Source organism: Mesorhizobium sp. B2-3-12 (assembly GCF_006442205.1).
GTDB lineage: Bacteria > Pseudomonadota > Alphaproteobacteria > Rhizobiales > Rhizobiaceae > Mesorhizobium.
This window is the reverse complement of the sequence record NZ_VFVR01000002.1, coordinates 977,491-997,950: the sequence shown is the minus strand read 5'-3', so window position 1 is coordinate 997,950 and position 20,460 is coordinate 977,491. Positions and strand designations below refer to the sequence as shown.

Genomic DNA, 20,460 nt, shown 5'->3' with positions numbered 1-20,460 from the left:
CGCGTCGCCGCGTCCTCTCGTTCCAGCAAAACCCCATTCTTGGCCAAGAAAACTACCAAAACCACCACCAAAACGGTGTGATTCCCTTGGCCTAACCACCCTCTCCCGGGTCCGGCCCGGGGGACGGAACCCGCATTGGCCGGCGGGTTTTCTCCAACAACCAAGCGGAGAGGGACAGGAGATCTTTATGAGTTTCAAGGTTGCGATAGTCGGCGCCACGGGCAATGTGGGCCGCGAAATGCTCAACATTCTGGAAGAGCGCGGCTTTCCGGTCAGCGAGGTCGTGGCGCTGGCGTCGCGGCGCAGCATGGGCACGGAAGTGTCGTTCGGCGACCGCACGCTGAAGGTCAGGCCGCTCGACCAGCATGATTTTTCCGACACCGACATCTGCATCATGTCGGCCGGCGGCAACGTCTCAAAGGAATGGTCGCCGAAGATCGGCAAGCAGGGCTGTGTCGTCATCGATAATTCATCCGCCTTCCGCTACGACCAGGACGTGCCGCTGATCGTGCCGGAGGTGAATCCGGACGCGATCTCGCTGTTCACGCGCAAGAACATCATCGCCAACCCTAACTGCTCGACGGCACAGCTGGTCGTGGCGCTGAAGCCGCTGCACGACGTCGCCACCATCAAGCGCGTCGTCGTCGCCACCTACCAGTCGGTGTCGGGCGCCGGCAAGGAAGGCATGGACGAGCTGTTCACGCAGACACGCGCGGTGTTCGTCGCCGATCAGGTCGACGTCAAGAAGTTCACCAAGCGCATCGCCTTCAACGTCATCCCGCATATCGACGTCTTCCTCGACGACGGCTTCACCAAGGAAGAGTGGAAGATGGTCGCCGAGACCAAGAAGATGCTCGACCCCAAGATCAAGCTGACGGCGACCTGCGTGCGCGTGCCGGTGTTCATCGGCCATTCGGAAGCGGTCAACATCGAGTTCGAGAAGCCGATCACCGCCGACGAGGCGCGCGACATCCTGCGCGAGGCGCCGGGCTGCCAGGTGCTCGACAAGCGCGAGGATGGCGGCTACATCACGCCGCTGGAATCGGCCGGCGAGGACGCTACTTTCATCTCGCGCATCCGCGAGGATTCGACCATCGACAATGGCCTGTCGATGTGGATCGTCGCCGACAATCTGCGCAAGGGCGCGGCGCTGAACGCCGTGCAGATCGCCGAGCTGCTGGTCGAGCGCGGCCTGATCCAGCCGAAGAAGAAGGCGGCCTGACGGCCGTTCAGTTTTCGCTCACGGGGCCGTATCGCCGCTGCCGCGGCGGGCCCTCCGCGAGGGCGCCGGACGACCGGCGGCCTGCGGGTCGCGGGCTCGCCCTTCGGCCGGGGTGTTTCCTTCTCCCCGTTCACGGGGAGAAGGTGCCGGCAGGCGGATGAGGGGCAGCGCTGGCCACGCCAATTTGCGTTAGCGGCAAAATCGTCCTGCGCTGTCTTCAGCTCCCGCTCTCCGCAGTCAGCTCCCGCAGCAACCCCATCGCCTCTTCCGCCCGCTCCGCCGGCACGAACAGATGATCGTGATAGAAGCCCGAGACCGGATTGACGCCCATGCCGGCGGCGGCGAGGCGCGTGGTGATGGCAGCGAGGAAGCCGACGGCATCCAGCGAGGAATGGATGTTGAGCGTGATCATCCGGCACCGGAATGAAGCCGCCAGCCCCATGGTCCGTGCGGCTTCCTCGGTCAGGATCAGCGTCATGCCCTCGCGCTCGCGAAACAGCATCATCGGTTCAAGGCCTTCCGGCTGCGGCACGCCGGGCGCCAGCGTGGCGAAGACGTAGGTGCCATCGAGCAGTTCCGGCCTCATTGATGCTAACAGAGTCCTCAGATCGGTCTCGCCGGTCATGTTTCTCGCCTGTATCGGGGACGGCCGCAGGCTTCTCAATATCCGTAACCAGCACACACCGGTATTCCGCACACCGCACGGACGACGTGGCGATGTCGCTGTCGGCTGGGCTTGCACATCTGTCGCATCGCACAATAGAGGAGCTGAGGGCCGACCCCGGTCCGTGAAAGGCTCCCGAATGATCGTTCGCCCACGCCCCACCTTCCTGCAGCTGTTCTTCATCATGCGCGGCTCGGTGGTGCCACGCATCCTGCCGCAGATTTTCGGCTTCGCGATCTATTCGGCGGTCATCCTTGTCGTGGCGCGCTGGTTCCAACTCGATCTCGGCGTCTTCAACATCACGCCCTTCGGACTGGTCGGCGTGACCTTGTCGATCTATCTGTCCTTCCGCAACAACGCCGCCTATGACCGCTGGTGGGAGGCGCGCAAGCTGTGGGGCGCGCTGGTCTTCGAAATCCGCAATCTGGCCCGCGCCACGACCAGCCTCATTCCCGATCGGACCGAGCAGCGCGCCCTGCTGATGGAGGCGCTGGCCTTCTGTCATTTCCTGCGCGGCCAGTTGCGCAGGATCGACAGTGTGAAAGACGCCCATGCCTTCATCGACACCGAAGCGGAGACGGCGGCGGGTTTTGCCAATCCGGCGGACGAGATGGTCAGGCGCATGGGCCGCCGCGCCAATGCGCAGCGCCAGGGTGGCGAGCTCGACACGATCGGTTTCCGCATCCTCGATGAGAGGCTGGCGTCCATCACCGCCATCCAGGCCGGCTGCGAGCGGATCGCCGGCACGCCCTTGCCCTTCGCCTACACGCTGCTGGTGCACCGCACGGCCTACATCGTCTGCCTGCTCCTGCCGATCGGCCTGATCTCGACCACCGGCTGGGCGACGCCTTTGTTCACGGCGCTGATCGCCTACACCTTCTTCGGCCTCGACGCGCTTTCGGAAGAACTCGAGGATCCGTTCGGCACCGAAGCCAACGACCTCGCGCTCGATAGTCTCTGCCGGGTCTGCGAAATCTCGGTGTTCGAGGCCTTGGGCGAGACGCCGCCAAAGATGCTGCCGGCCGAGAAGTTCTATTTCTCGTAAGCTTGAGACATGGATGGCATGCGCGTGCCGGAGTGGCTTCCGGGGCCACTTTGCCAAAAGAATCCAGCCCCCCTGTAGGATCGTCGCCTTGGGGCGCGTCCTTGGCTCGACCCCGGAAAAAGGGGCTCGAACCATCAGGAGGGTACACCAATGAGCATTTCCGAAATCGCGCCCGTCTCGTCCGGCGCCTTGTGGACCGGCCGCGTGCTCAGCGGCCTCATCGTCCTGTTCATGATCTTCGACGGCGCCATCAAGCTGCCGCCGCTCGATGTGGTGACCCAGACGATGGTGCCGCTCGGCTGGCCGGCCGACGCCAACGTCGCGCGCATGCTGGGTGTTATTGGCCTCGTCTCGACCGCGCTTTACGCACTGCCGCGCACCTCGGTGCTCGGCGCCATCCTGCTCACCGCCTATATGGGCGGCGCCATCGCCACCAATGCGCGGATCGGCAATCCCTTGTTCTCGCACACGCTGTTCGGCGTCTATCTCGGTATCATCCTGTGGGGCGGCCTCTATCTGCGCGACCCCAGGGTGCGTGCGCTGGTCCCGTTCAGCCGATAGCAGCTCCGCGCCAAACGCGGCTGCTGGTGTCGTCGCGATCTTCGTTCCCCTCGGGATCAAATTAGCCGTCTGAGAGTTAAGCCCTTGGCGGCGAGACGGCGATCCGCATGTGAGAGGAACGAAAATGAAGAAAATTATTACGGTTCTTGTGTTGGCGACGGCGCTCGGCGCCTGTTCGCAGACGGAAAAAGGCGCCGCCGTGGGCGGTCTTGGCGGTGCCGCGATCGGCGCGGCCGTAGCTGGCGATCCGGTCCAGGGCGCGGTTGTCGGCGGCGCGGTTGGCGCCGTGGCGGGCGCCCTGATCGGCCATGCCAGCGAAAGCGGCCAATGCCGGTACCGCGACCGTTACGGCCGCACCTATGTCGATCGCTGCCCCAGCGGTTATTGATCGAGCGCATTCCGGACATGAAGAGCAAAACGGCGGGCTTTTGGCCTGCCGTTTTCGATCGATGAATTGCGGCCCGCTTGAGACATCCGGTGGGGGCCGCGCTACAGCAGGTTCCGAATGTATCGCCAGGCTTCCTGGCCCAGGGCGGCATCAGCGCGGTCATTGCCGCCATGCGCGTGCGAGCTTGAGCGCGGGGTGGTTTCGCCAGGCAGGAGAATGCGGTGGCCGGCGTCGGGGGCCGAAACGAGGCGCGTGGCCTTTCCGGCATCTTGCCGACGCCGGACAATCGACGTGGCGAATTCCAGGGATGGCCACAGCGTGTCGCCGCCGCCAGCGACCAGCACGATCTCCCCCGAAAGTGCCTCGACGGGAATGGCGGCCTTGTCGGCTTCCTGCCTGAACCTTGTCAGGCAGTGCTCGAAAAGTCCTCGGTAGGACACAAGACCATCAACATGGCTTGCCTTCCAATCCGGGTCGGTTGGAACAAAGGGGAGAGGGCGACCGTCAACAGTCCATGACGATCGCTCGGGCCAGCTGACGCCGTCGCGGCCCGGCCCGATGTTTCCCCAGACCACCGATGTCGGGCTGATCGCAACCACGGCATCGATGCGCGGGTCTTGTGCCGCCGCGAGCAAGGATGCCTCGGCGCCCTTGGACGTGCCGACATAGACGATGCGCCGGCATCCCAATCCAACGAGGCGGCCGGTCGCGGCGAAAAACGTCTCAAGGGGGATTTCACATATGCCGGGAACCTGGCCTTCGCCGCCGAACCACTGGAGGGCAAGGACAGAGACGCCCTCGCTGGCAAATAGTCGTGCGCGGGAAATATCGACACGGCCGCTCGATCCGCTCAAGACAACGACACCTGTCGTGGCATCAGCGCATCGCAGCAGGGTCCCGGCGACGACGCCGGATAGGATCTCCTGCGTGACAGCCCGTTCGTCCATCGGATCCTCAGCCGGAGATCAGAAGCTTTCCAAGGAAACAGCAAAGGGCAGGTCGACGACAAATGCAAACAGCAAAACGGCGGGCACAGGCCCGCCGTTTCGTTTCCGCAAAGAATGCGACGCGAGATTACTCCGCCGTGGCGGCTTCCTCGGCCGGTGCGGCAGCGGCGGCGGCAACCGCGGCAGCGGCGTCTTCCTGGGCCTTCTTCAGCAGCGAGGCGCGTTCCTGCGCCTTCTTGCCGGGCTCGGCCTTCTTCGGGTTGGAGCGGGCGTCGCGCTTGGCGAGGCCGGCCTCGTCGAGGAAGCGCAGCACGCGGTCGGTCGGCTGGGCGCCGTGCGACAGCCAATGCTTGACGCGGTCGGCGTCGACCTTGACGCGCTCGCCGTCCTTCGGCAGCAGCGGGTTCCACGAGCCGAGCGACTCGATGAACCGGCCGTCGCGCGGCGAACGGGCGTCGGCGACGACGACGTGGTAGTAAGGACGCTTCTTCGAGCCCGCACGGGCCAGTCTGATCTTCAGTGCCATTTTCTTTCTCCTAAAAGCTCTGATTTCGTTGATTAATCGAGGCTGGTAATCAGCCGGTTTTCATCACGCCGTTTGCTGCGGCGATCTGTTCGTGGTGGCGGATCACTTCGCGGACGACGAAGTTGAGGAATTTCTCCGCGAAATCCGGGTCGAGATGCGCGTCATGCGCCAGCTGGCGAAGACGGGCGATCTGCTGCTGCTCGCGCGCCGGATCGGCCGGCGGCAGGCCATGCTCGGCCTTGAGCACGCCGACCGCCTTGGTGCAGCGGAAGCGCTCGGCCAGCATATGGATGAGGGCGGCATCGATGTTGTCGATCGATGCACGGTAGCCAGCCAGGATGATGCGGGCGTCGGCCATGTCCTTTTCTTCGTTCATCCGCAGTCTCACTTCTTCTTGCCAAGGCCGGGTAGTCCGCCGCCACCCAGGCCGGGAAGCCCCGGTAGTTTCATGCCGCCGGGCAGCCCGGGCAGGCCGCCGCCGGGGGCGGGCAGACCCTTCATGCCGCCGAGGCCGGCGGCCTGCGCCTGCTTCTGCAGGGCTTCGAGCTGCTTGGGATCCATCTTCGACAGGTCCGGCATGCCGCCGCCCATCATGCCGCCCATGCCGCCAGGCATCATGCCGCCCCCCAAACCACCAAGGCCCATCTTGGAAGCGAGGCCGCCCATCATGCCGCGCATTAGGCCGCCGCCTTTGCCCTTGCCGCCCATCGCCTTCATCATGTCGGCCATGCCGCGATGCATCTTCAAGAGCTTGTTGATCTCGGCGGCGTCGGTGCCGGAACCGGCGGCGATGCGCTTCTTGCGCGAGTGTTTCAGCATGTCGGGGTTGGCGCGCTCGGCCTTGGTCATCGACGAGATGATGGCGAGCTGGCGGCCGAACATCTTGTCGTCGAGGCCGGCGGCGGCCATCTGGTCCTTCATCTTGCCCATGCCGGGCATCATGCCCATGATGCCGCCCATGCCACCCATTTTCGACATCTGCTGAAGCTGCTGGGCAAGGTCGTTCAGGTCGAACTTGCCCGACTGCATCTTCTTGGCCATCGCCGCCGCCTGCTCGGCGTCGATGTTTTCCGCCGCCTTCTCGACGAGCGAGACGATGTCGCCCATCCCCAGAATGCGGTCGGCGATGCGCTTGGGATGGAATTCCTCCAGCCCGTCCATCTTTTCGCCGGTGCCGATCAGCTTGATCGGCTTGCCGGTGACGGCGCGCATCGACAGCGCGGCGCCGCCGCGGCCGTCGCCGTCCATGCGGGTCAGCACCAGGCCGGTGATGCCGACGCGTTCGTCGAAGCTCTTGGCCAGGTTGACGGCGTCCTGGCCGGTCAGCGAATCCGCGACCAGCAGGATTTCGTGCGGGCTCGACACCTTCTTGATGTCGGCCATCTCGACCATCAGTGGCTCGTCGATATGGGTGCGGCCGGCGGTGTCGAGGATGACCACGTCATGGCCGCCGAGCTTGGCCGCCTGCACGGCGCGCTTGGCGATATCGACCGGATTCTGGCCTGCGATAACAGGCAGCGTCGCGACCTGGACCTGCTCGCCGAGCTGGCGCAACTGCTCCTGCGCGGCGGGACGCCGCGTGTCGAGCGAGGCCATCAGGACTTTCTTGTTCTGACGCTCGGTCAGCCGCTTGGCGATCTTGGCCGAAGTGGTGGTCTTGCCGGAGCCCTGCAGGCCGACCATCATGACGACGACCGGCGCCGGCGCGTTGAGGTCGACGGCGACGCCCTCGGCGCCCAGCATGTCGACCAGCTCGTCATGGACGATCTTGACGACCATCTGTCCCGGCTTGATCGACTTCAGCACGGCGGCGCCGACGGCCTTCTCGCGCACCTTGTCGGTGAAGGAGCGCACCACTTCCAGCGCCACGTCGGCCTCGAGCAGCGCACGGCGCACCTCGCGCAGCGCCGCCGAGACATCCGCCTCGGAAAGCGCGCCGCGGCCGGTCAGGCCGTTCAGGATGGAGCCAAGGCGCTCCTGCAGCGATTCAAACATCTTGCTTCCTTCGATCCCGGTTCATTCGATCCGAGAGGTAATGCGTTCGCGCCCAGTCTCCAAGCAAGCAAAAGCCCAAAACCAAAAAGCACCCGGGGGCGCACAGCGCTGCCGGGTGTTGGCCTCCAGGATCTGTTTACAGCACTCGGCCTCGAAGAGGCTTCGGCGTCCTGGTCGGCTTGCTCGGAGGGATACTCGTCGCGGAATTGCTGGGCTGTAGACAGGAAATCGGCGCGAGAGTCAAGGCAACGGCCCGGGCAGGCCGCTCCTGGCACCGTGATCAGACCGCCTGACCCAGCGGAACCCAGGCCCTGACCTGCGGATACGGCACGTCCGATCGTGAAAATCGCCGGCGGCCGCGACAGCGGCCGCCGGCCTTGCGTTCAACGCACCACGTACATGATGCGCCGCGTCTGCGGATCGATCAGCGCCCGCTGGCCGTTCACATAGACGTAGCGGTAGTTGTAGTCAGGAATTTCGCGCAGCTCGACCGTGTCTGGCAAGGTCGCGCCGGTGACCACCTCGCCGTCGAGATAGACGGGGTCGAGGCGATGGGTGTCGACATAGGTCCGCACTTCAGCTGGCGGTGCCGGAAAATCGCCAACCACCGGATCGCTGGCGATGATCGCTCCTGTATAGTCGGTGGAGTAGTTGCCGATGTCTTCCGGTGGCGAGACGACGGCAACGCTGGAGCCGTGCGGTCGCTGCGTCAGCACCACCCGGCTGCCGCTGAAATCGGCCGTGACATAGTCGGAATAGACCCAGCCCTGGCCGCCGGCTTCGGCGATCGTGCACCATTTGCTGTTTTCGATGCAGCCATTGAGCGTCGCCGACTGGCCCGCGGCGAGCACGCCGATGACAGGATATTGCGGGCCGGGACCGGCGCGCACGTTGAGATCGGTGACTGCCGAGACCGCGGTATCGGCCAGCGCGGCGCCCGACATTGCGGTCAGCATCCCGGCTATTGCGGGTAACAATAAGGATTTCATGGGTTCTCTCCGTTTCACAGTCCCTCGGCGGTGACAACGGGGCAGCGGCGCATGCGTTCCGGCTAAAATGCGCGGGCCAACTCAGGATTTGTTCCCGCGTCCTTGGGCAAACCGGTCAAAAGGTCGTGTACGAAGGCCAGTTTCTGCGCCGTCACGTCCGAAATGACGAAGGGGTAGAGGTCGGGCAGGCCCATGCAGCGGTTTATCGAATTGGAGGCTTCCGACAGCACCAGCCAGCGAACGAGGATCCGGTCGAAGGGCTCGGGCGTGTTCGCGGGTTCCGAGGGCGCTGCCTGCGGTTCTCCGCCAGTGTCGCCGCGCGGCAATTCATTGGCCTCCACCGTCTCCAGCCGGCCGAGCGGGAAGTTCAGCGCATGGACCATCTCCAGCGTGTCGGTGATATGCAGATGATGGGCCCAGGTCTCGGCCCAATCCTCCCAGGGATGCGAGGTGGCGTAGGCCGAGATGTGGGTTTGCTGCCAGTCGGGCGCGGCGCCATTGGCATAGTATGCCTTCAGCGCCTGTTCGTAATCGGCGCGTTCGTCGCCGAACAGGGCGCGAAACGCTTCCAGCCGTTGCGGGTCGTCGCGGATCAGGCGGTCCCAGTAATAATGGCCGAGTTCGTGGCGGAAATGGCCGAGCAGCGTGCGGTAGTTCTCGCCCATCTCGACGCGCCGTTTTTCGCGCTCGGCTGAATCGGCCTCGGCGACATTGAGCGTGATCAGGCCGTTGTCGTGACCGGTGAGGATGCGTTCGCCGCCCGGGCCGCCGCCGATCGGATCGGCGAGGAAGTCGAAGGCCAGCCCGATCTCGTCCGTCGGGCTCTGCTTGGGCGCGACCGGCAGGCCGAAGGCGAGCAGCGAATAGATGGCGCGCTTCTTCGCCGCCTCGACGCGGATCCAGCGGCGGCGGTTGCCGTCGACGGAAAGATCGGGGATCAGCTGGTTCAGCACGCAGGCACGGCAGAAGACCTGTCCCGGTTCGGCCATCCAGTTGCAGGCGCATTCATCGGCGTTGGTGCACTGGATGGCGCCGTCGACACCGGACAGGACAAAGCGCGCGCCCTCTGCGTCATAGAGCACGAGGCTCCTGCAGTTCAGGCACTGGGCGTTCTCGAAATAGAGGCGGTGGCCGCAATGCGGGCAGTCGAAAAGTTTCATCTCGGTCTCAATTCATCGGGAGGGCATAGGAGGCGGCCCGTGCCCAAACGCGGACCACCAGCCGGCGTTCCGCACTCTATCGAGACTATTTCGCTTCGCTGGTCCAGGCGCTTGCCGCCGTGGTCCATGACCGCGGCAACGTCTTCCATGCCTGGCCCTCGCCACAATAATCACTTGATCGTAAGCAAATTCCACGGCATTCGCCAGCATGGCGGCTCAGACAGTGACAAGAACGCGTTTCGCTGGCAAATTCGCCGCCGGGACGTGATTCAGGCAACCAGGAGAACAACATGGCATTTCTTGCCAAGGGTAGAACTTTAGCGGCCGCGTTGGTGGCGGTGCTTGCGCTTGCAACGGGCGCGCAGGCGGCGGCCAGCTGCGGCAAGACCGGCGCCGGCTTCGATGCTTGGAAGCAGGATTTCGCCGGGGAGGCCAAGTCCGAAGGCGTCGGGTCGAGGGGTCTGGCCGCCCTGGCCGGAGCGACCTACGCAACAAGGACGATCGCCGCCGACCGCGCCATCCACAAGGCCTTCAGCGGCTCGGTGGACGATTTCATGAAGCGCCGTGGCGGATCCGCGATCATTTCCAAGGGCCGTTCGCTGAAGAAGTCGAACGCGGCGCTGTTCAACCAGATCGAAAACAATTACGGCGTGTCGCCGGGCGTGCTGCTTGCCATCTGGGGCATGGAGACCGGTTTCGGCGCCTCGATGGGCAACCAGAACACGGTCTCCGCCATTGTGACGCTTGCCTATGATTGCCGCCGTCCGGATTACTTTCACCCGCATGCCATCGCGGCCCTGAAGCTGGTCGATCGCGGCGCGTTGAGCTCCTCGTCGGTCGGCGCCATGCATGGCGAGATCGGCCACACGCAGTTCCTGCCCGGAAATGTCCTGAAGTATGCCGTCGGCAGCGGAAACCTGCGCGACAAGGCCACCGCGTTGGCCTCCACCGCCAACTTCCTCAAGGGCCACGGCTGGCGGGCTGGTGCAAGCGCGCAGTCGAATATGGGCGCGATCGCCGGCTGGAATTCCGCCAGCGTCTATCAGCAGGCCATCGCCCGCATCGCCACCGCCATCGACGCCGATTGATCGAACCGTACGATGTTGAACGAAGAACCCGGCCTCCGCGCCGGGTTTTTCATTTCACGTCGAGCGCATAGGAGCAGCCGGCCAGCGTCTTGCCGGGATGGGATGCGACCGTCGAGACGTTGAGCGCGATGCGAGTGGAAAGGCTGACGCCGCCGGCTTCCTCGGTGCTTTCGGCCACGACCTTCTCGCCGAGGAATTTGTCCGGCGTCGAAACTGTCGCCGGGACGCCGAGCTGACGGGCGAGATTCGCCGCGGCGACGCCGTCGAGCACCGCCATCGGTCCGGTCGCGGTAAAGACGATTCTCCCGGTGTCGCGCCCTAAAACATGGATCGGGGCGGGCAGTCGATACTGCCGCAGAAAGGGATTGCCCGACGGAACTTCCTTCCAGCCAAGCTTCCGCACAGCACCGGATTCGCCGGTCAGCCAGAGCGCAAAGCCGTTGTAGCCGGGCACATCCGTCCTGCATTCGATCAGCGCGGCAAGGTCGAGCGATGCCGGATCGAAATCATCGGCCGCGGCGGGCGCCGCCAGAAGGACCAGCAGCACCAGGCAGAGACCGGGATGGCGCACCCCGTTTATTTGTTGCGGTTGCGGGCGGCGAGCGTGCGCAGCCTCAGCGCATTGAGACGGATGAAGCCGGCGGCGTCCTTCTGGTCGTAGGCGCCACGGTCGTCCTCGAAGGTGACCAGCGCGTCGGAATAGAGCGTCTTCCTCGACTTGCGGCCGGTGACCATGACATTGCCCTTGTAGAGCTTCAGCCGCACCGTGCCTTCGACGTCTTCCTGGCTCTTGTCGATCATCGCCTGCAGCATCAGGCGTTCGGGCGCGAACCAGAAGCCGTTGTAGATGAGTTCGGCGTAGCGCGGCATGAACTCGTCCTTGAGGTGCGCGGCGCCCCGGTCGAGCGTGATCGATTCGATGGCGCGGTGGGCGGCGATCAGGATCGTGCCGCCCGGCGTCTCGTAGACGCCGCGCGACTTCATGCCGACGAAGCGGTTCTCGACCAGGTCTAGCCGCCCAATGCCGTTGTCGCGACCGAGATCGTTGAGGGCAGCCAGCATCGTGGCCGGCGACAGTTTCTTGCCGTTGAGCGCGACCGGATCACCCTTCAGGAATTCGATCTCGATTTCGGTGACGGCATCCGGCGCATCCATCGGCGATACGGTGCGCTGATGGACGAACTCCGGCGCCTCGCTCCACGGATCTTCCAGCACCTTGCCCTCGGACGAGGAGTGCAGCAGGTTGGCGTCGACCGAGAACGGCGCGTCGCCCTTCTTGTCCTTCGGCACCGGAATCTGGTGTTGCTCGGCGAAGTTCATCAGGTCCGTGCGCGACTTGAAGGACCAGTCGCGCCACGGCGCGATGACCTTGATGTCCGGGTTCAGCGCGTAAGCCGAAAGCTCGAAGCGGACCTGGTCGTTGCCCTTTCCGGTGGCGCCATGCGCGATGGCGTCGGCGCCGGTTTCCCTGGCGATGTCGACCAGGTGCTTGGAGATCAGCGGCCGCGCGATCGAGGTGCCCAGGAGATAGGTGCCTTCATAGACGGTGTTGGCGCGGAACATCGGGAAGACGAAGTCGGCGACGAATTCCTCGCGCACGTCGACGATGCGGATGTCCTTGATGCCCATCATCTCGGCCTTCTTGCGCGCCGGTTCGAGCTCTTCGCCCTGGCCGAGGTCGGCCGTGAAGGTGATGACTTCGGCGCCGAGTTCGGTCTGCAGCCATTTCAGGATAATGGAGGTGTCGAGGCCGCCGGAATAGGAGAGCACGACTTTCTTGACGTCTTTGAACTTGGACATTTCCGCTCCGTCGAAAAGCGACGCCTGAAGCCCGGCGTCACGCATTGTCGGAGCGCCTTTTAGCAGGAACCGCAAAGCGAGCAAGCGCGGGCGGCGCCAGACTTCTGATCCAGCCAGGCGGGCCGCCTGCACGCTGGACCAGCCGCCCGTCGAATTCGTTATCCTTGTCTATGTCCCTGCGGGTGCACGACCGCTTGCGAAAACCGGTTCCAAGTTTTCGGGATCAAGCTCTGGGAACAACCTGCTGCAATCATGGGCTGCATTTGTCGGAAGGATTTAAACAAGTTTTCACGCACTGCCGCTAAATAAGCGAGACAGAGCCGCATGGGCCACGCGACCGTGCCGAAGCAGCTTTTGCCCGTTCGTCGCGGGTATCCTCGGGCTTGGGCCATCCTGATGCGCGTTATATCCTGCATCGTCACGGAGCATAATCTGTGGCTCGTCCTGCTGGCGGCGCTGATGTGCGTCACCGGCTGCTGGGTGACGATCGGTCTCCTGGACCGCGCCAGGAAAACCGCCGGCGTGCAGATGCGGGGCTGGCTGTTTCTGACCGCGGTCGCGGCCGGTTCCTCCATCTGGTGCACGCATTTCATCGCCATGCTGGCTTATCAGCCCGGCGCGCCGATCACCTTCGATCCGGCGCTCACCATGATATCCCTGGTCATCGCCATGGCGGGTACCGGGGCGGGCTTCGCCCTTGCCCTGGGCAAGCGCTGGCGTGTGGCGCCGGAATGGGGCGGCGCCGCTGTCGGCCTTGCCGTTTCGGCCATGCATTACACCGGCATGATGGCCTATCACGTGGCGGGCATCGTCGAATGGGACGGCCTCTATGTCACGGCCTCGGTGCTGATCTCGGTGGTGTTTGCCGCCGCGGCGATCGGCCAGGCGATGCGCCGGCCATACCGCTGGTCGCGCTATCTCGGCATCGGACTGCTGGTGCTGGCGATCGTCGGCCTGCACTTCACGGCGATGGCCGCGGTGGCGGTGACGCCGCTCTCCTTCATCACCACGGGCACCAATCCCGATATCCTCAAGGCGATGGCCGTCGCCGTCGCCGTCGTCGGCCTGATCGTCGCGGCCACCGGCTTTGCCAGCTACCTGATCGACGAACGCGGCCGGCTGGAGAGCTTCGAACGGCTGCAGCACCTTGCCCTCAACGATGCGCTGACCGGACTTGCCAACCGCGTTTCCTTCAACGACCGCCTCGACCATGAAATCGGGCGGGCACGCGAGGACGGCGACACGATGACGGCGGTCATCGTCATCGATCTCGACCGTTTCAAGGAGATCAACGACCTCAGGGGACATGCGGCCGGCGACCAGGCGCTCAAGATCATCGCCCGCAGGCTGGCGAAACTGACCGGCGACGGCGAATTCGTCGCTAGGCTCGGCGGCGACGAGTTCGCCGCGATCAAGCGCTTCAGGGACCAGAACGAGCTGCTCGGCCTGGTCTCGCGCCTGGAGAAGTCCTTGTTCGAGCCGTTGCGGATCGACGATTTCGAAACCGTCACCGGCGCCAGCATCGGCGTCGCCGTCTATCCGCGCGACGGCAGCGACCGGGAGAGGCTGGTCAGCAATGCTGATCTGGCGATGTACCGGGCCAAGAACGACGTGGCGCGGGCCGTGTGTTTCTACGAATCGGCCATGGATGAGACGGCACGCGCTCGGCGGGCGCTGGCCACCGATCTACGCCAGGCCATCGAACGCGGCGAACTCACGCTCCACTACCAGGTGCAGACCTCGGTCTCGACCGGCGCCACCTGCGGCTACGAGGCGCTGCTGCGCTGGACCCATCCGGTGCATGGCATGGTCCCGCCCGCCGAGTTCATCCCGATCGCCGAGGAGAACGGCTCGATCCTGGCGATCGGCGAATGGGTGCTGCGCACCGCGTGCCGCCAGGCGGCGTCCTGGGACAAGGGTCACAAGATCGCGGTCAATTTGTCGCCGGTGCAGCTCGCCCATGCCGATCTCGCCAAGCTCGTCCACCAGATTCTGGTCGAGACCGGCCTGTCGCCGAGGCGGCTCGAGCTGGAACTGACCGAATCGACCATCGTCGCCGACAAGGTCCGCACGCTGCATGTGCTGCGCCAGATCAAGGCGCTCGGCGTGACGATCGCCATCGACGATTTCGGCACCGGCTATTCCTCGCTCGATACGCTGCGCTCGTTCCCGTTCGACAAGATCAAGCTCGACCGCTCCTTCATGGCCGATGTCGAGCGCAGCCCGCAGGCCAAGGCGATCATCCGCGCGGTGCTGACGCTGGGGCGCAGCCTCGACATTCCGGTGCTCGCCGAAGGTGTCGAGACGCATGTCCAGCTCACCATCCTGCAAGTCGAAGGCTGCAACGAGGCGCAAGGCTATTTCCTCGGCCGGCCGAAGCCGATCGACCAGATTTTGCTGACCGGAGCGGCAGCCCATTCGCTGGCCGAGATCGATCTATCGGCGGCTTAGAAACCGCCGTGGGAGGATACGCCAGCCTTCGCATCTGGCGTCGGCGCGACGTATCTTGTATAGGCTCGGGACCTTCCCGAGGCCCCGCATGTCCTTCATTCCCGACACCACCACGCTGATCCAGTTCGCCATCGCCACCGTGATCCTGGCGATCACGCCAGGCCCCGACATGACGCTGTTCGTCTCGCGCACGCTGAGTCAGGGGCGGGCCACCGGCTTTGCCTCGATGGCCGGCGCGCTGTGCGGCACGCTGATCCACACCACGCTGGTGGTGGTCGGCGTCTCGGCGCTGATCGTCGCCTCGCCGATGGCGTTCTTCGTGCTGAAGATTTTCGGCGCCGGCTATCTCGTCTTCCTGGCCTGGCAGGCGATCGCCAAGGGGTCGGCCTTTTCACCGGAGAAGAAGACGGGGCCGCAAATCTCGCTGCTGCGCAGCTGGGCGGCGGGGCTCGGCGTCAATCTGCTCAACCCGAAGATCATCCTGTTCTTCATGACCTTCCTGCCGCAATTCGTCTCCGCGCACGACCCGAACGCGCCCGGAAAGCTGTTCTTCCTCGGTTCCATGTTCATCGTGCTGTCGATCCCGGTGACGGTGCCGATGGTGCTTGCGGCGGAGAAATTCTCGGCGGCGATGAAGGCCAGCCCGCGCGTGACGCGAGTGGTCGACTATCTCTTCGCCGGCGTGTTCTCGGCCTTCGCGCTCAAGATCCTGACGGCCCAGGCGAAGTAGGGACTTTCTCGGTCTTCCACCAGCTTCCGGCCCAGCGCCCGGCGCTGAGCCAGTAGAAGATGCCGCCGACCATGCCGCCGCCAATCACGGCCATGATGGCGGTGGCCTCGGTGACCGCGAAAGGGGAATCGCTGAGATTGTCGACGAGGCCGAGGAACACCCCCGCCACCACGGCACCCGCCAGCGCATAGAACAGCCAGTCGCGCCGGCCGAGGATTTCGGCGATCAGGATGACGACCGCCGCGGGCATGAAGGCGAAATAAGCGACGAACAGGGCGACGAAAGGAATGGAAAAATAGAGCGATGCCGTCGCCGCCGGTTGGGCTTGCGCCGGCACGTAGCCGAGCGAGGCCAGGAACAGGATGTTGAGGAAGGCGCTCGCCGCCAGCGAGGCAACGGCATAGCCGAACAGGATGATGGCCAAGCGCACGATATAGGAGACGAGGCGGTTCATTGGGGATCAGCGCTGGTGAGACGACCGGACTTGCGCCCGGCGAGCAGCCAATAGACCCAGCCGGCGGCGGTGCCGGCCGTGGCCAGGAAGCCGAGGAAACCCGGATTGAAGACAAACCCTCCGGCCGAGCCGGGGACCAGAACACCAAAGGCGATGGAGGTGATCGCCCCGGTGACGGCGAAGTAGGACCAGCTTCGCAGCGACCACCGTTCGGCGACAAGGATGGCGGGGCCGACGATCAGCAGCGCACAGAGGGCCACGGTCAGCACGGCGAGCGGGAAGGAGCCCAGCCAGTCGAATGCAAAAACCATCGACCAGTTGCCATACTCGATCCCTTCCAGAAGGGTGATCAGCAGCACAGGCACCACGATCGAGGTCAGCACGGCGGCGACATAACCGACTGCTATCAGGACCAGACGCTTGAGCCAGGCAACGAGACGGGTCACACCTCGCCATGCCCCGCGATCATCATGGCTTCCAGCGCCAGCCGGTCGACCTTGCGCATGCGCTCCGATTCCGACTTCAGCTGACCGCAGGCGGCGAGGATGTCGCGGCCGCGCGGCGTGCGGATCGGCGAGGCATAGCCGGCATTGTTGATGTAGTCGGCGAATTTCTCGATCGTTTCCCAGTCCGAGCACTGGTAGTTGGTGCCCGGCCACGGGTTGAACGGGATCAAATTGATCTTGGCCGGAACGCCCTTGAGCAGCTTGATCAGCGCCTTGGCGTCCTCGATGGAATCGTTGACGTCCTTCAGCATCACATATTCGAAGGTGATGCGCTTGGCGTTGGACAGGCCGGGATAGGCCTTGCAGGCGGCGATCAGCTCGCTCAGCGGATACTTCTTGTTGATCGGCACAAGCAGGTCGCGCAGATCGTCATTGGTGGCATGCAGCGAGATCGCCAGCATGACGCCGATCTCCTCGCCGGTGCGGAAGATTTCCGGCACCACGCCGGAGGTCGACAGCGTGATGCGGCGCTTCGACAGCGAAAGGCCGTCGCCGTCGGAGGCGATCAGCAGGGCCTTCTTGACCGCCTCGAAATTGTAGAGCGGCTCGCCCATGCCCATCATGACGATGTTGGACACTTTGCGGCCCTCGGCCGGCACGATGGCGCCGTCGGGCGTGTCGCGGTCGGGGAAGTCGCCGAGCCGGTCGCGCGCGGTGAGCAGCTGCGCAAGGATTTCCTCGGCGGTGAGATTGCGCACCAGCTTCTGCGTGCCGGTGTGGCAGAACGAACAGGTCAGCGTGCAGCCGACCTGCGAGGAGATGCAGAGCGTGCCGCGGCCTTCCTCGGGGATATAGACGGTTTCGATCTCGACCGGCCGGCCGGCGCCGCGCGGCGGGAAGCGGAACAGCCACTTTCGCGTGCCGTCGGCGGAAATCTGCTCCTCGACGATCTCGGGCCGGGCGACCGTGAAATGCTTGTCCAGCTCGGCGCGAAGGTCCTTGGAGATGTTGAACATATGAGCGAAGTCGGACACGCCGCGCACATACATCCAGTGCCAGAGCTGCTGAGCGCGCATTTTTGCCTGACGCTCCGGCACGATGCCTGAAGCGACGAGAGCCTCGCCGAGTTCGGCCCGTGTCAGGCCAATCAGCGAGGGCTTTTCTGCCTGCGCGGGGCGAGCGCGCAAGGCGTCGCGGGCGCCTTCGGCGGTAAGGTCGAGTGAAAGGGTCATGGTTCCACTGATATAAGCGGTTTACGGCCGATTTCATCCATCGGCCCGATGTCAAGAGCGGCGCATAGCACAGCTTGGCGGCAGAGTCATGCCGCGGCCGATCGGGCAGTCTTTCCCGCCGCGTGTCGCGGTGGACAAGCCGCGCCTGCCTGGTGCTGTTTCCCGGCGCGCGAGCGATCACATATTCGTGTCGGCGTAACGGCTGGCGAGCCATCCGCGAACCCTGAAATGGGGCAACTGTGCCCCGCACAATGGGAGTATGCAGAATGAAATCGATCAAGCTCGCCGTCATTGCCGGCGTCGCCGCTCTTTGCGCCTCGCAGGCGTTTGCCGAGGATACGATGGGCACCATGACCATGATGAAAGGTGGCCAGGTGACGGCGATCATGCCGGACGGCCACATGGGCACCATGATGCCGGACGCGAAGATGGGCGCCGACATGATGAAAATGGCCAAGCCCATCAAGCATTGCATGATGATGATGACCGACGCCAAGGGTAAAGCCTACATGATCGATACATCGACCAAGAAGGCCCAGGCCGAATGTGAAAAAATGGCCATGTGACGATCTCGGAAAAACTTGCCCGCCGGCCTGGAAGCCGGCGGGATGGTCAGCTTCCGTATCATCCGCACGTCCATCCCCGCGCCTACCTGTCGATGGAGAGCGTATCGATACCGGTGCTCTGGTCGGTCTCCGGCGGCGGCGGCGGAGCATCCCGGGCTCGGTAGGACGGCAGGTCGGGAGCGCCGGCCGCTACGGGATTCGCTTCGAGCCGCGCAATCAGACGCTTCATTTGCGTGATCTCGCGCACCTGGGCGTCTATGATGCCGTCCGCGAGCTTTCGCACCTCCGGGTCGCGGATGTGGGCGCGTTCGCTGGTCATGATCGCGATCGAGTGGTGCGGGATCATTGCCTTCATATACGACACGTCGCTCACGGTTTCCTGGCTTCTGACCAGCCATAGGGCACCAGCGAATACGAGCATGCCGCCGATGACGATGCCGACATTCGCGGCCAAGCTCTTGTACATTCCCCACATGAAGCCGATCATGACAATTGCCATTGCGGCGCCCATCACGATAGCCATCCAGACCCGGGTCTGGCTGAAGAAAACGTGATCCAGCGCATAGGTGTTCAGGTACATGAGCCCGTACATGAGGACCGTGGACACCAGGATCATCGCGGCAAATCTGACATAGCTCATGACTGCGGATTCCTTGCTCAAACGGACACAACCGCGACGGCGGCCTTTTGATCCCGGTCCGATCGTCAGACTCTCACTTGATCGGCATCATGCCTGTGTTAGGGCTGGGTTTTCCCACGAGGACAGACATGGCCGGCCAATCGCGAAGACATCCCTTGCTGCGGCGCTCGCGCGCCATATGGGGCTCGCGGCGCGTGTGGCAGCCGCGCCTGGTGTTCTGGGCCGGCGCCATTTCGATCGGCGTCATCAGCGTGCTGTTCGCGGTGCTGGCCGACAAGGCGCAGGCACTGTTCCATCTGGTGATCGGCAATGATGGCGGCTGGCGCTTCTATCTGCCGCTCGCGATCACCCCGCTCGGCTTCGTCCTGTGCGCGTGGCTGGCGCACGCCTTTTTCCCGGGCTCGCAAGGCAGCGGCATTCCCCAGGCGATCGCCGCCCGGCACCTGCGTGACGACGACGACCGCAGCCATATCCTGTCGCTCAGGTTGGTGGCGGGCAAGATCGCGCTCACCATCGTCGGCCTGTTCTGCGGCGCGTCCATCGGCCGCGAAGGGCCGACGGTCCAGGTCGGCGCGTCGCTGATGCTGCAGGCGGCGCGCTGGGGCGGCATGGCGCAGGCGCGCGGCCTGATCCTGGCCGGTTCTGCCGCCGGCATCGCGGCTGCCTTCAACACGCCGCTTGCCGGCATCGTTTTCGCCATCGAGGAAATGGGCCGCACCTATGAGGCCCGCACCAACGGGCTGGTGCTGACGGCGGTGATCCTGGCCGGCCTCGCCTCGCTCGGGCTGGTCGGCAACTACACCTATTTCGGCGTGTCCAAGGACACGATCTCGTTCGCCGCCGACTGGCCGCTGGTGATCGCCTGCGGGATCATCGGCGGCGGCTTCGGGGCGCTGTTCTCCCTGCTGGCGCTGAAGGCGACGCGCCGCATCCGGCGCTGGAACGCGCTGCAGCCGCTGTGGCGCGCGCTGCTGGTGGCAGCCGTCTGCGGGCTCGCCGTGGCGGTGATCGGCATCCTCTCTGGCGGCCTGACCTTCGGCACCGGCTACGCGCAGGCGCGCAGCGCCGTCGAAGGCACGCCGCTGCCCTGGTTCTTTTTCCTCGAGAAATTCGCGGCCGGACTGCTGTCGATGATCTCAGGCATTCCCGGCGGCATCTTCGCGCCCTCGCTGGCGGTCGGCGCCGGCATCGGCAGTTCGCTCGGCCTGCTGTTCGGGGGCAGCGCTGGCGTCGCGGCCCTGCTCGGCATGGCCGGCTATTTCGCCGGCGTGGTGCAGGCGCCGATGACGGCTTTCGTCATCATCCTCGAAATGACCGGCAATCACGACAATGTCATCGGCCTGATGCTGGCCTCGATGCTGGGCTACGGCACGGCGCGCCTGATCTCGCACGAGCCGCTCTATCACGCCCTGTCGCGGGTCTTTATCGCCGAGGCGATCCGGCGGCGGCGGGCCACGGTCGAAAGTTGAAGCCTTAACTTCGGCCGGAAACCGCTTCGCATTTTCCCGGAATTGCTTAGGCTCCGACTCACATCCGGCAAGACAGCGCCCGCGATG

General features: G+C 64.6%; 22 protein-coding genes. 9 read left to right on the top strand and 13 right to left on the bottom strand.

Features of this window, described 5'->3' with window-relative positions; all coding sequences use genetic code 11:
• The first annotated feature begins 187 nt into the window (after positions 1-187).
• The gene (locus FJ948_RS10190; RefSeq protein WP_140703814.1) at positions 188-1,222 is read left to right on the top strand and encodes an aspartate-semialdehyde dehydrogenase; all 1,035 of its coding nucleotides are present in this window, start codon (positions 188-190) and stop codon (positions 1,220-1,222) included.
• Between the two features lie 217 nt (positions 1,223-1,439).
• On the opposite strand, the gene FJ948_RS10185 is transcribed toward FJ948_RS10190, so the two are convergent.
• Positions 1,440-1,847, bottom strand: a complete 408-nt coding sequence (locus FJ948_RS10185) for an ACT domain-containing protein (RefSeq protein ID WP_140703812.1) — start codon at positions 1,845-1,847, stop codon at positions 1,440-1,442.
• Positions 1,848-2,025: 178 nt separating this feature from the next.
• Between FJ948_RS10185 and FJ948_RS10180 the strand changes: the two genes are divergently transcribed.
• The 3 genes from FJ948_RS10180 to FJ948_RS10170 all read left to right on the top strand — a co-directional run bounded on the left by FJ948_RS10180 (position 2,026) and on the right by FJ948_RS10170 (position 3,880).
• Positions 2,026-2,931, top strand: coding sequence for a bestrophin family protein (locus FJ948_RS10180; RefSeq protein WP_140703810.1), 906 nt, complete (start codon positions 2,026-2,028; stop codon positions 2,929-2,931).
• Positions 2,932-3,081: 150 nt separating this feature from the next.
• Complete coding sequence (locus tag FJ948_RS10175) at positions 3,082-3,492, top strand: DoxX family protein (protein ID WP_140703808.1); 411 nt, start codon at positions 3,082-3,084, stop codon at positions 3,490-3,492.
• Between the two features lie 124 nt (positions 3,493-3,616).
• A complete protein-coding gene (locus FJ948_RS10170) occupies positions 3,617-3,880 on the top strand; it encodes a YMGG-like glycine zipper-containing protein (RefSeq protein ID WP_140703807.1) in 264 nt (87 codons plus the stop codon).
• Positions 3,881-3,981: 101 nt separating this feature from the next.
• Here the strand turns inward: FJ948_RS10170 and FJ948_RS10165 are convergent, their stop codons facing one another.
• The 6 genes from FJ948_RS10165 to FJ948_RS10140 all read right to left on the bottom strand — a co-directional run bounded on the left by FJ948_RS10165 (position 3,982) and on the right by FJ948_RS10140 (position 9,497).
• Positions 3,982-4,827, bottom strand: a complete 846-nt coding sequence (locus FJ948_RS10165; RefSeq protein ID WP_140703805.1) for an acyl-CoA thioester hydrolase/BAAT C-terminal domain-containing protein — start codon at positions 4,825-4,827, stop codon at positions 3,982-3,984.
• 127 nt (positions 4,828-4,954) lie between these two features.
• Positions 4,955-5,353, bottom strand: a complete 399-nt coding sequence (gene rpsP / locus FJ948_RS10160) for a 30S ribosomal protein S16 (RefSeq protein WP_140703803.1) — start codon at positions 5,351-5,353, stop codon at positions 4,955-4,957.
• A gap of 49 nt (positions 5,354-5,402) precedes the next feature.
• Positions 5,403-5,729, bottom strand: a complete 327-nt coding sequence (locus FJ948_RS10155) for a chorismate mutase (RefSeq protein ID WP_140703801.1) — start codon at positions 5,727-5,729, stop codon at positions 5,403-5,405.
• Positions 5,730-5,737: 8 nt separating this feature from the next.
• A complete protein-coding gene (ffh, locus tag FJ948_RS10150; protein ID WP_140703800.1) occupies positions 5,738-7,348 on the bottom strand; it encodes a signal recognition particle protein in 1,611 nt (536 codons plus the stop codon).
• Between the two features lie 383 nt (positions 7,349-7,731).
• Entirely contained in the window at positions 7,732-8,337 is a 606-nt protein-coding gene (locus FJ948_RS10145; RefSeq protein WP_140703798.1) for a DUF1236 domain-containing protein, read from the bottom strand.
• Positions 8,338-8,399: 62 nt separating this feature from the next.
• On the bottom strand, positions 8,400-9,497 hold the full coding sequence (locus FJ948_RS10140) for a putative zinc-binding metallopeptidase (RefSeq protein WP_140703797.1): 1,098 nt from the start codon (positions 9,495-9,497) through the stop codon (positions 8,400-8,402).
• 290 nt (positions 9,498-9,787) lie between these two features.
• Between FJ948_RS10140 and FJ948_RS10135 the strand changes: the two genes are divergently transcribed.
• Positions 9,788-10,585 (top strand): lytic transglycosylase domain-containing protein, encoded by a 798-nt coding sequence (locus tag FJ948_RS10135; RefSeq protein WP_140703795.1) that lies wholly within the window; start codon positions 9,788-9,790, stop codon positions 10,583-10,585.
• 49 nt (positions 10,586-10,634) lie between these two features.
• On the opposite strand, the gene FJ948_RS10130 is transcribed toward FJ948_RS10135, so the two are convergent.
• Positions 10,635-11,156, bottom strand: coding sequence for a hypothetical protein (locus tag FJ948_RS10130; RefSeq protein ID WP_140703794.1), 522 nt, complete (start codon positions 11,154-11,156; stop codon positions 10,635-10,637).
• 5 nt (positions 11,157-11,161) lie between these two features.
• Complete coding sequence (locus tag FJ948_RS10125) at positions 11,162-12,385, bottom strand: argininosuccinate synthase (RefSeq protein WP_140703792.1); 1,224 nt, start codon at positions 12,383-12,385, stop codon at positions 11,162-11,164.
• Positions 12,386-12,781: 396 nt separating this feature from the next.
• Here FJ948_RS10125 and FJ948_RS10120 point away from each other — a divergent pair, with 396 nt between their 5' ends.
• Entirely contained in the window at positions 12,782-14,836 is a 2,055-nt protein-coding gene (locus FJ948_RS10120) for a bifunctional diguanylate cyclase/phosphodiesterase (protein ID WP_140703790.1), read from the top strand.
• 88 nt (positions 14,837-14,924) lie between these two features.
• On the top strand, positions 14,925-15,566 hold the full coding sequence (locus FJ948_RS10115; RefSeq protein ID WP_140703788.1) for a LysE family translocator: 642 nt from the start codon (positions 14,925-14,927) through the stop codon (positions 15,564-15,566).
• Here the strand turns inward: FJ948_RS10115 and FJ948_RS10110 are convergent.
• The 3 genes from FJ948_RS10110 to rlmN are packed head-to-tail and all read right to left on the bottom strand — an operon-like array spanning position 15,538 to position 17,698.
• A complete protein-coding gene (locus FJ948_RS10110; RefSeq protein WP_140703786.1) occupies positions 15,538-16,020 on the bottom strand; it encodes a hypothetical protein in 483 nt (160 codons plus the stop codon). The genes FJ948_RS10115 and FJ948_RS10110 overlap by 29 nt on opposite strands.
• The gene (locus tag FJ948_RS10105) at positions 16,017-16,466 is read right to left on the bottom strand and encodes a hypothetical protein (protein ID WP_140703784.1); all 450 of its coding nucleotides are present in this window, start codon (positions 16,464-16,466) and stop codon (positions 16,017-16,019) included. The genes FJ948_RS10110 and FJ948_RS10105 overlap by 4 nt, the downstream gene beginning before the upstream one ends.
• Positions 16,463-17,698, bottom strand: a complete 1,236-nt coding sequence (gene rlmN, locus FJ948_RS10100) for a 23S rRNA (adenine(2503)-C(2))-methyltransferase RlmN (RefSeq protein WP_140703783.1) — start codon at positions 17,696-17,698, stop codon at positions 16,463-16,465. The genes FJ948_RS10105 and rlmN overlap by 4 nt, the downstream gene beginning before the upstream one ends.
• A gap of 266 nt (positions 17,699-17,964) precedes the next feature.
• On the opposite strand from rlmN, the gene FJ948_RS10095 reads away from it, so the two are divergent.
• Entirely contained in the window at positions 17,965-18,264 is a 300-nt protein-coding gene (locus tag FJ948_RS10095) for a hypothetical protein (protein ID WP_140703781.1), read from the top strand.
• Between the two features lie 82 nt (positions 18,265-18,346).
• Here FJ948_RS10095 and FJ948_RS10090 read toward each other — a convergent pair whose 3' ends face one another.
• Positions 18,347-18,904 carry a DUF305 domain-containing protein gene (locus FJ948_RS10090; RefSeq protein WP_140703779.1) on the bottom strand — a complete coding sequence of 186 codons (558 nt, stop codon included), beginning with the start codon at positions 18,902-18,904 and terminating at the stop codon, positions 18,347-18,349.
• Positions 18,905-19,032: 128 nt separating this feature from the next.
• On the opposite strand from FJ948_RS10090, the gene FJ948_RS10085 reads away from it, so the two are divergent.
• Positions 19,033-20,373 (top strand): chloride channel protein, encoded by a 1,341-nt coding sequence (locus FJ948_RS10085; protein ID WP_140703777.1) that lies wholly within the window; start codon positions 19,033-19,035, stop codon positions 20,371-20,373.
• Positions 20,374-20,460 lie beyond the last annotated feature (87 nt).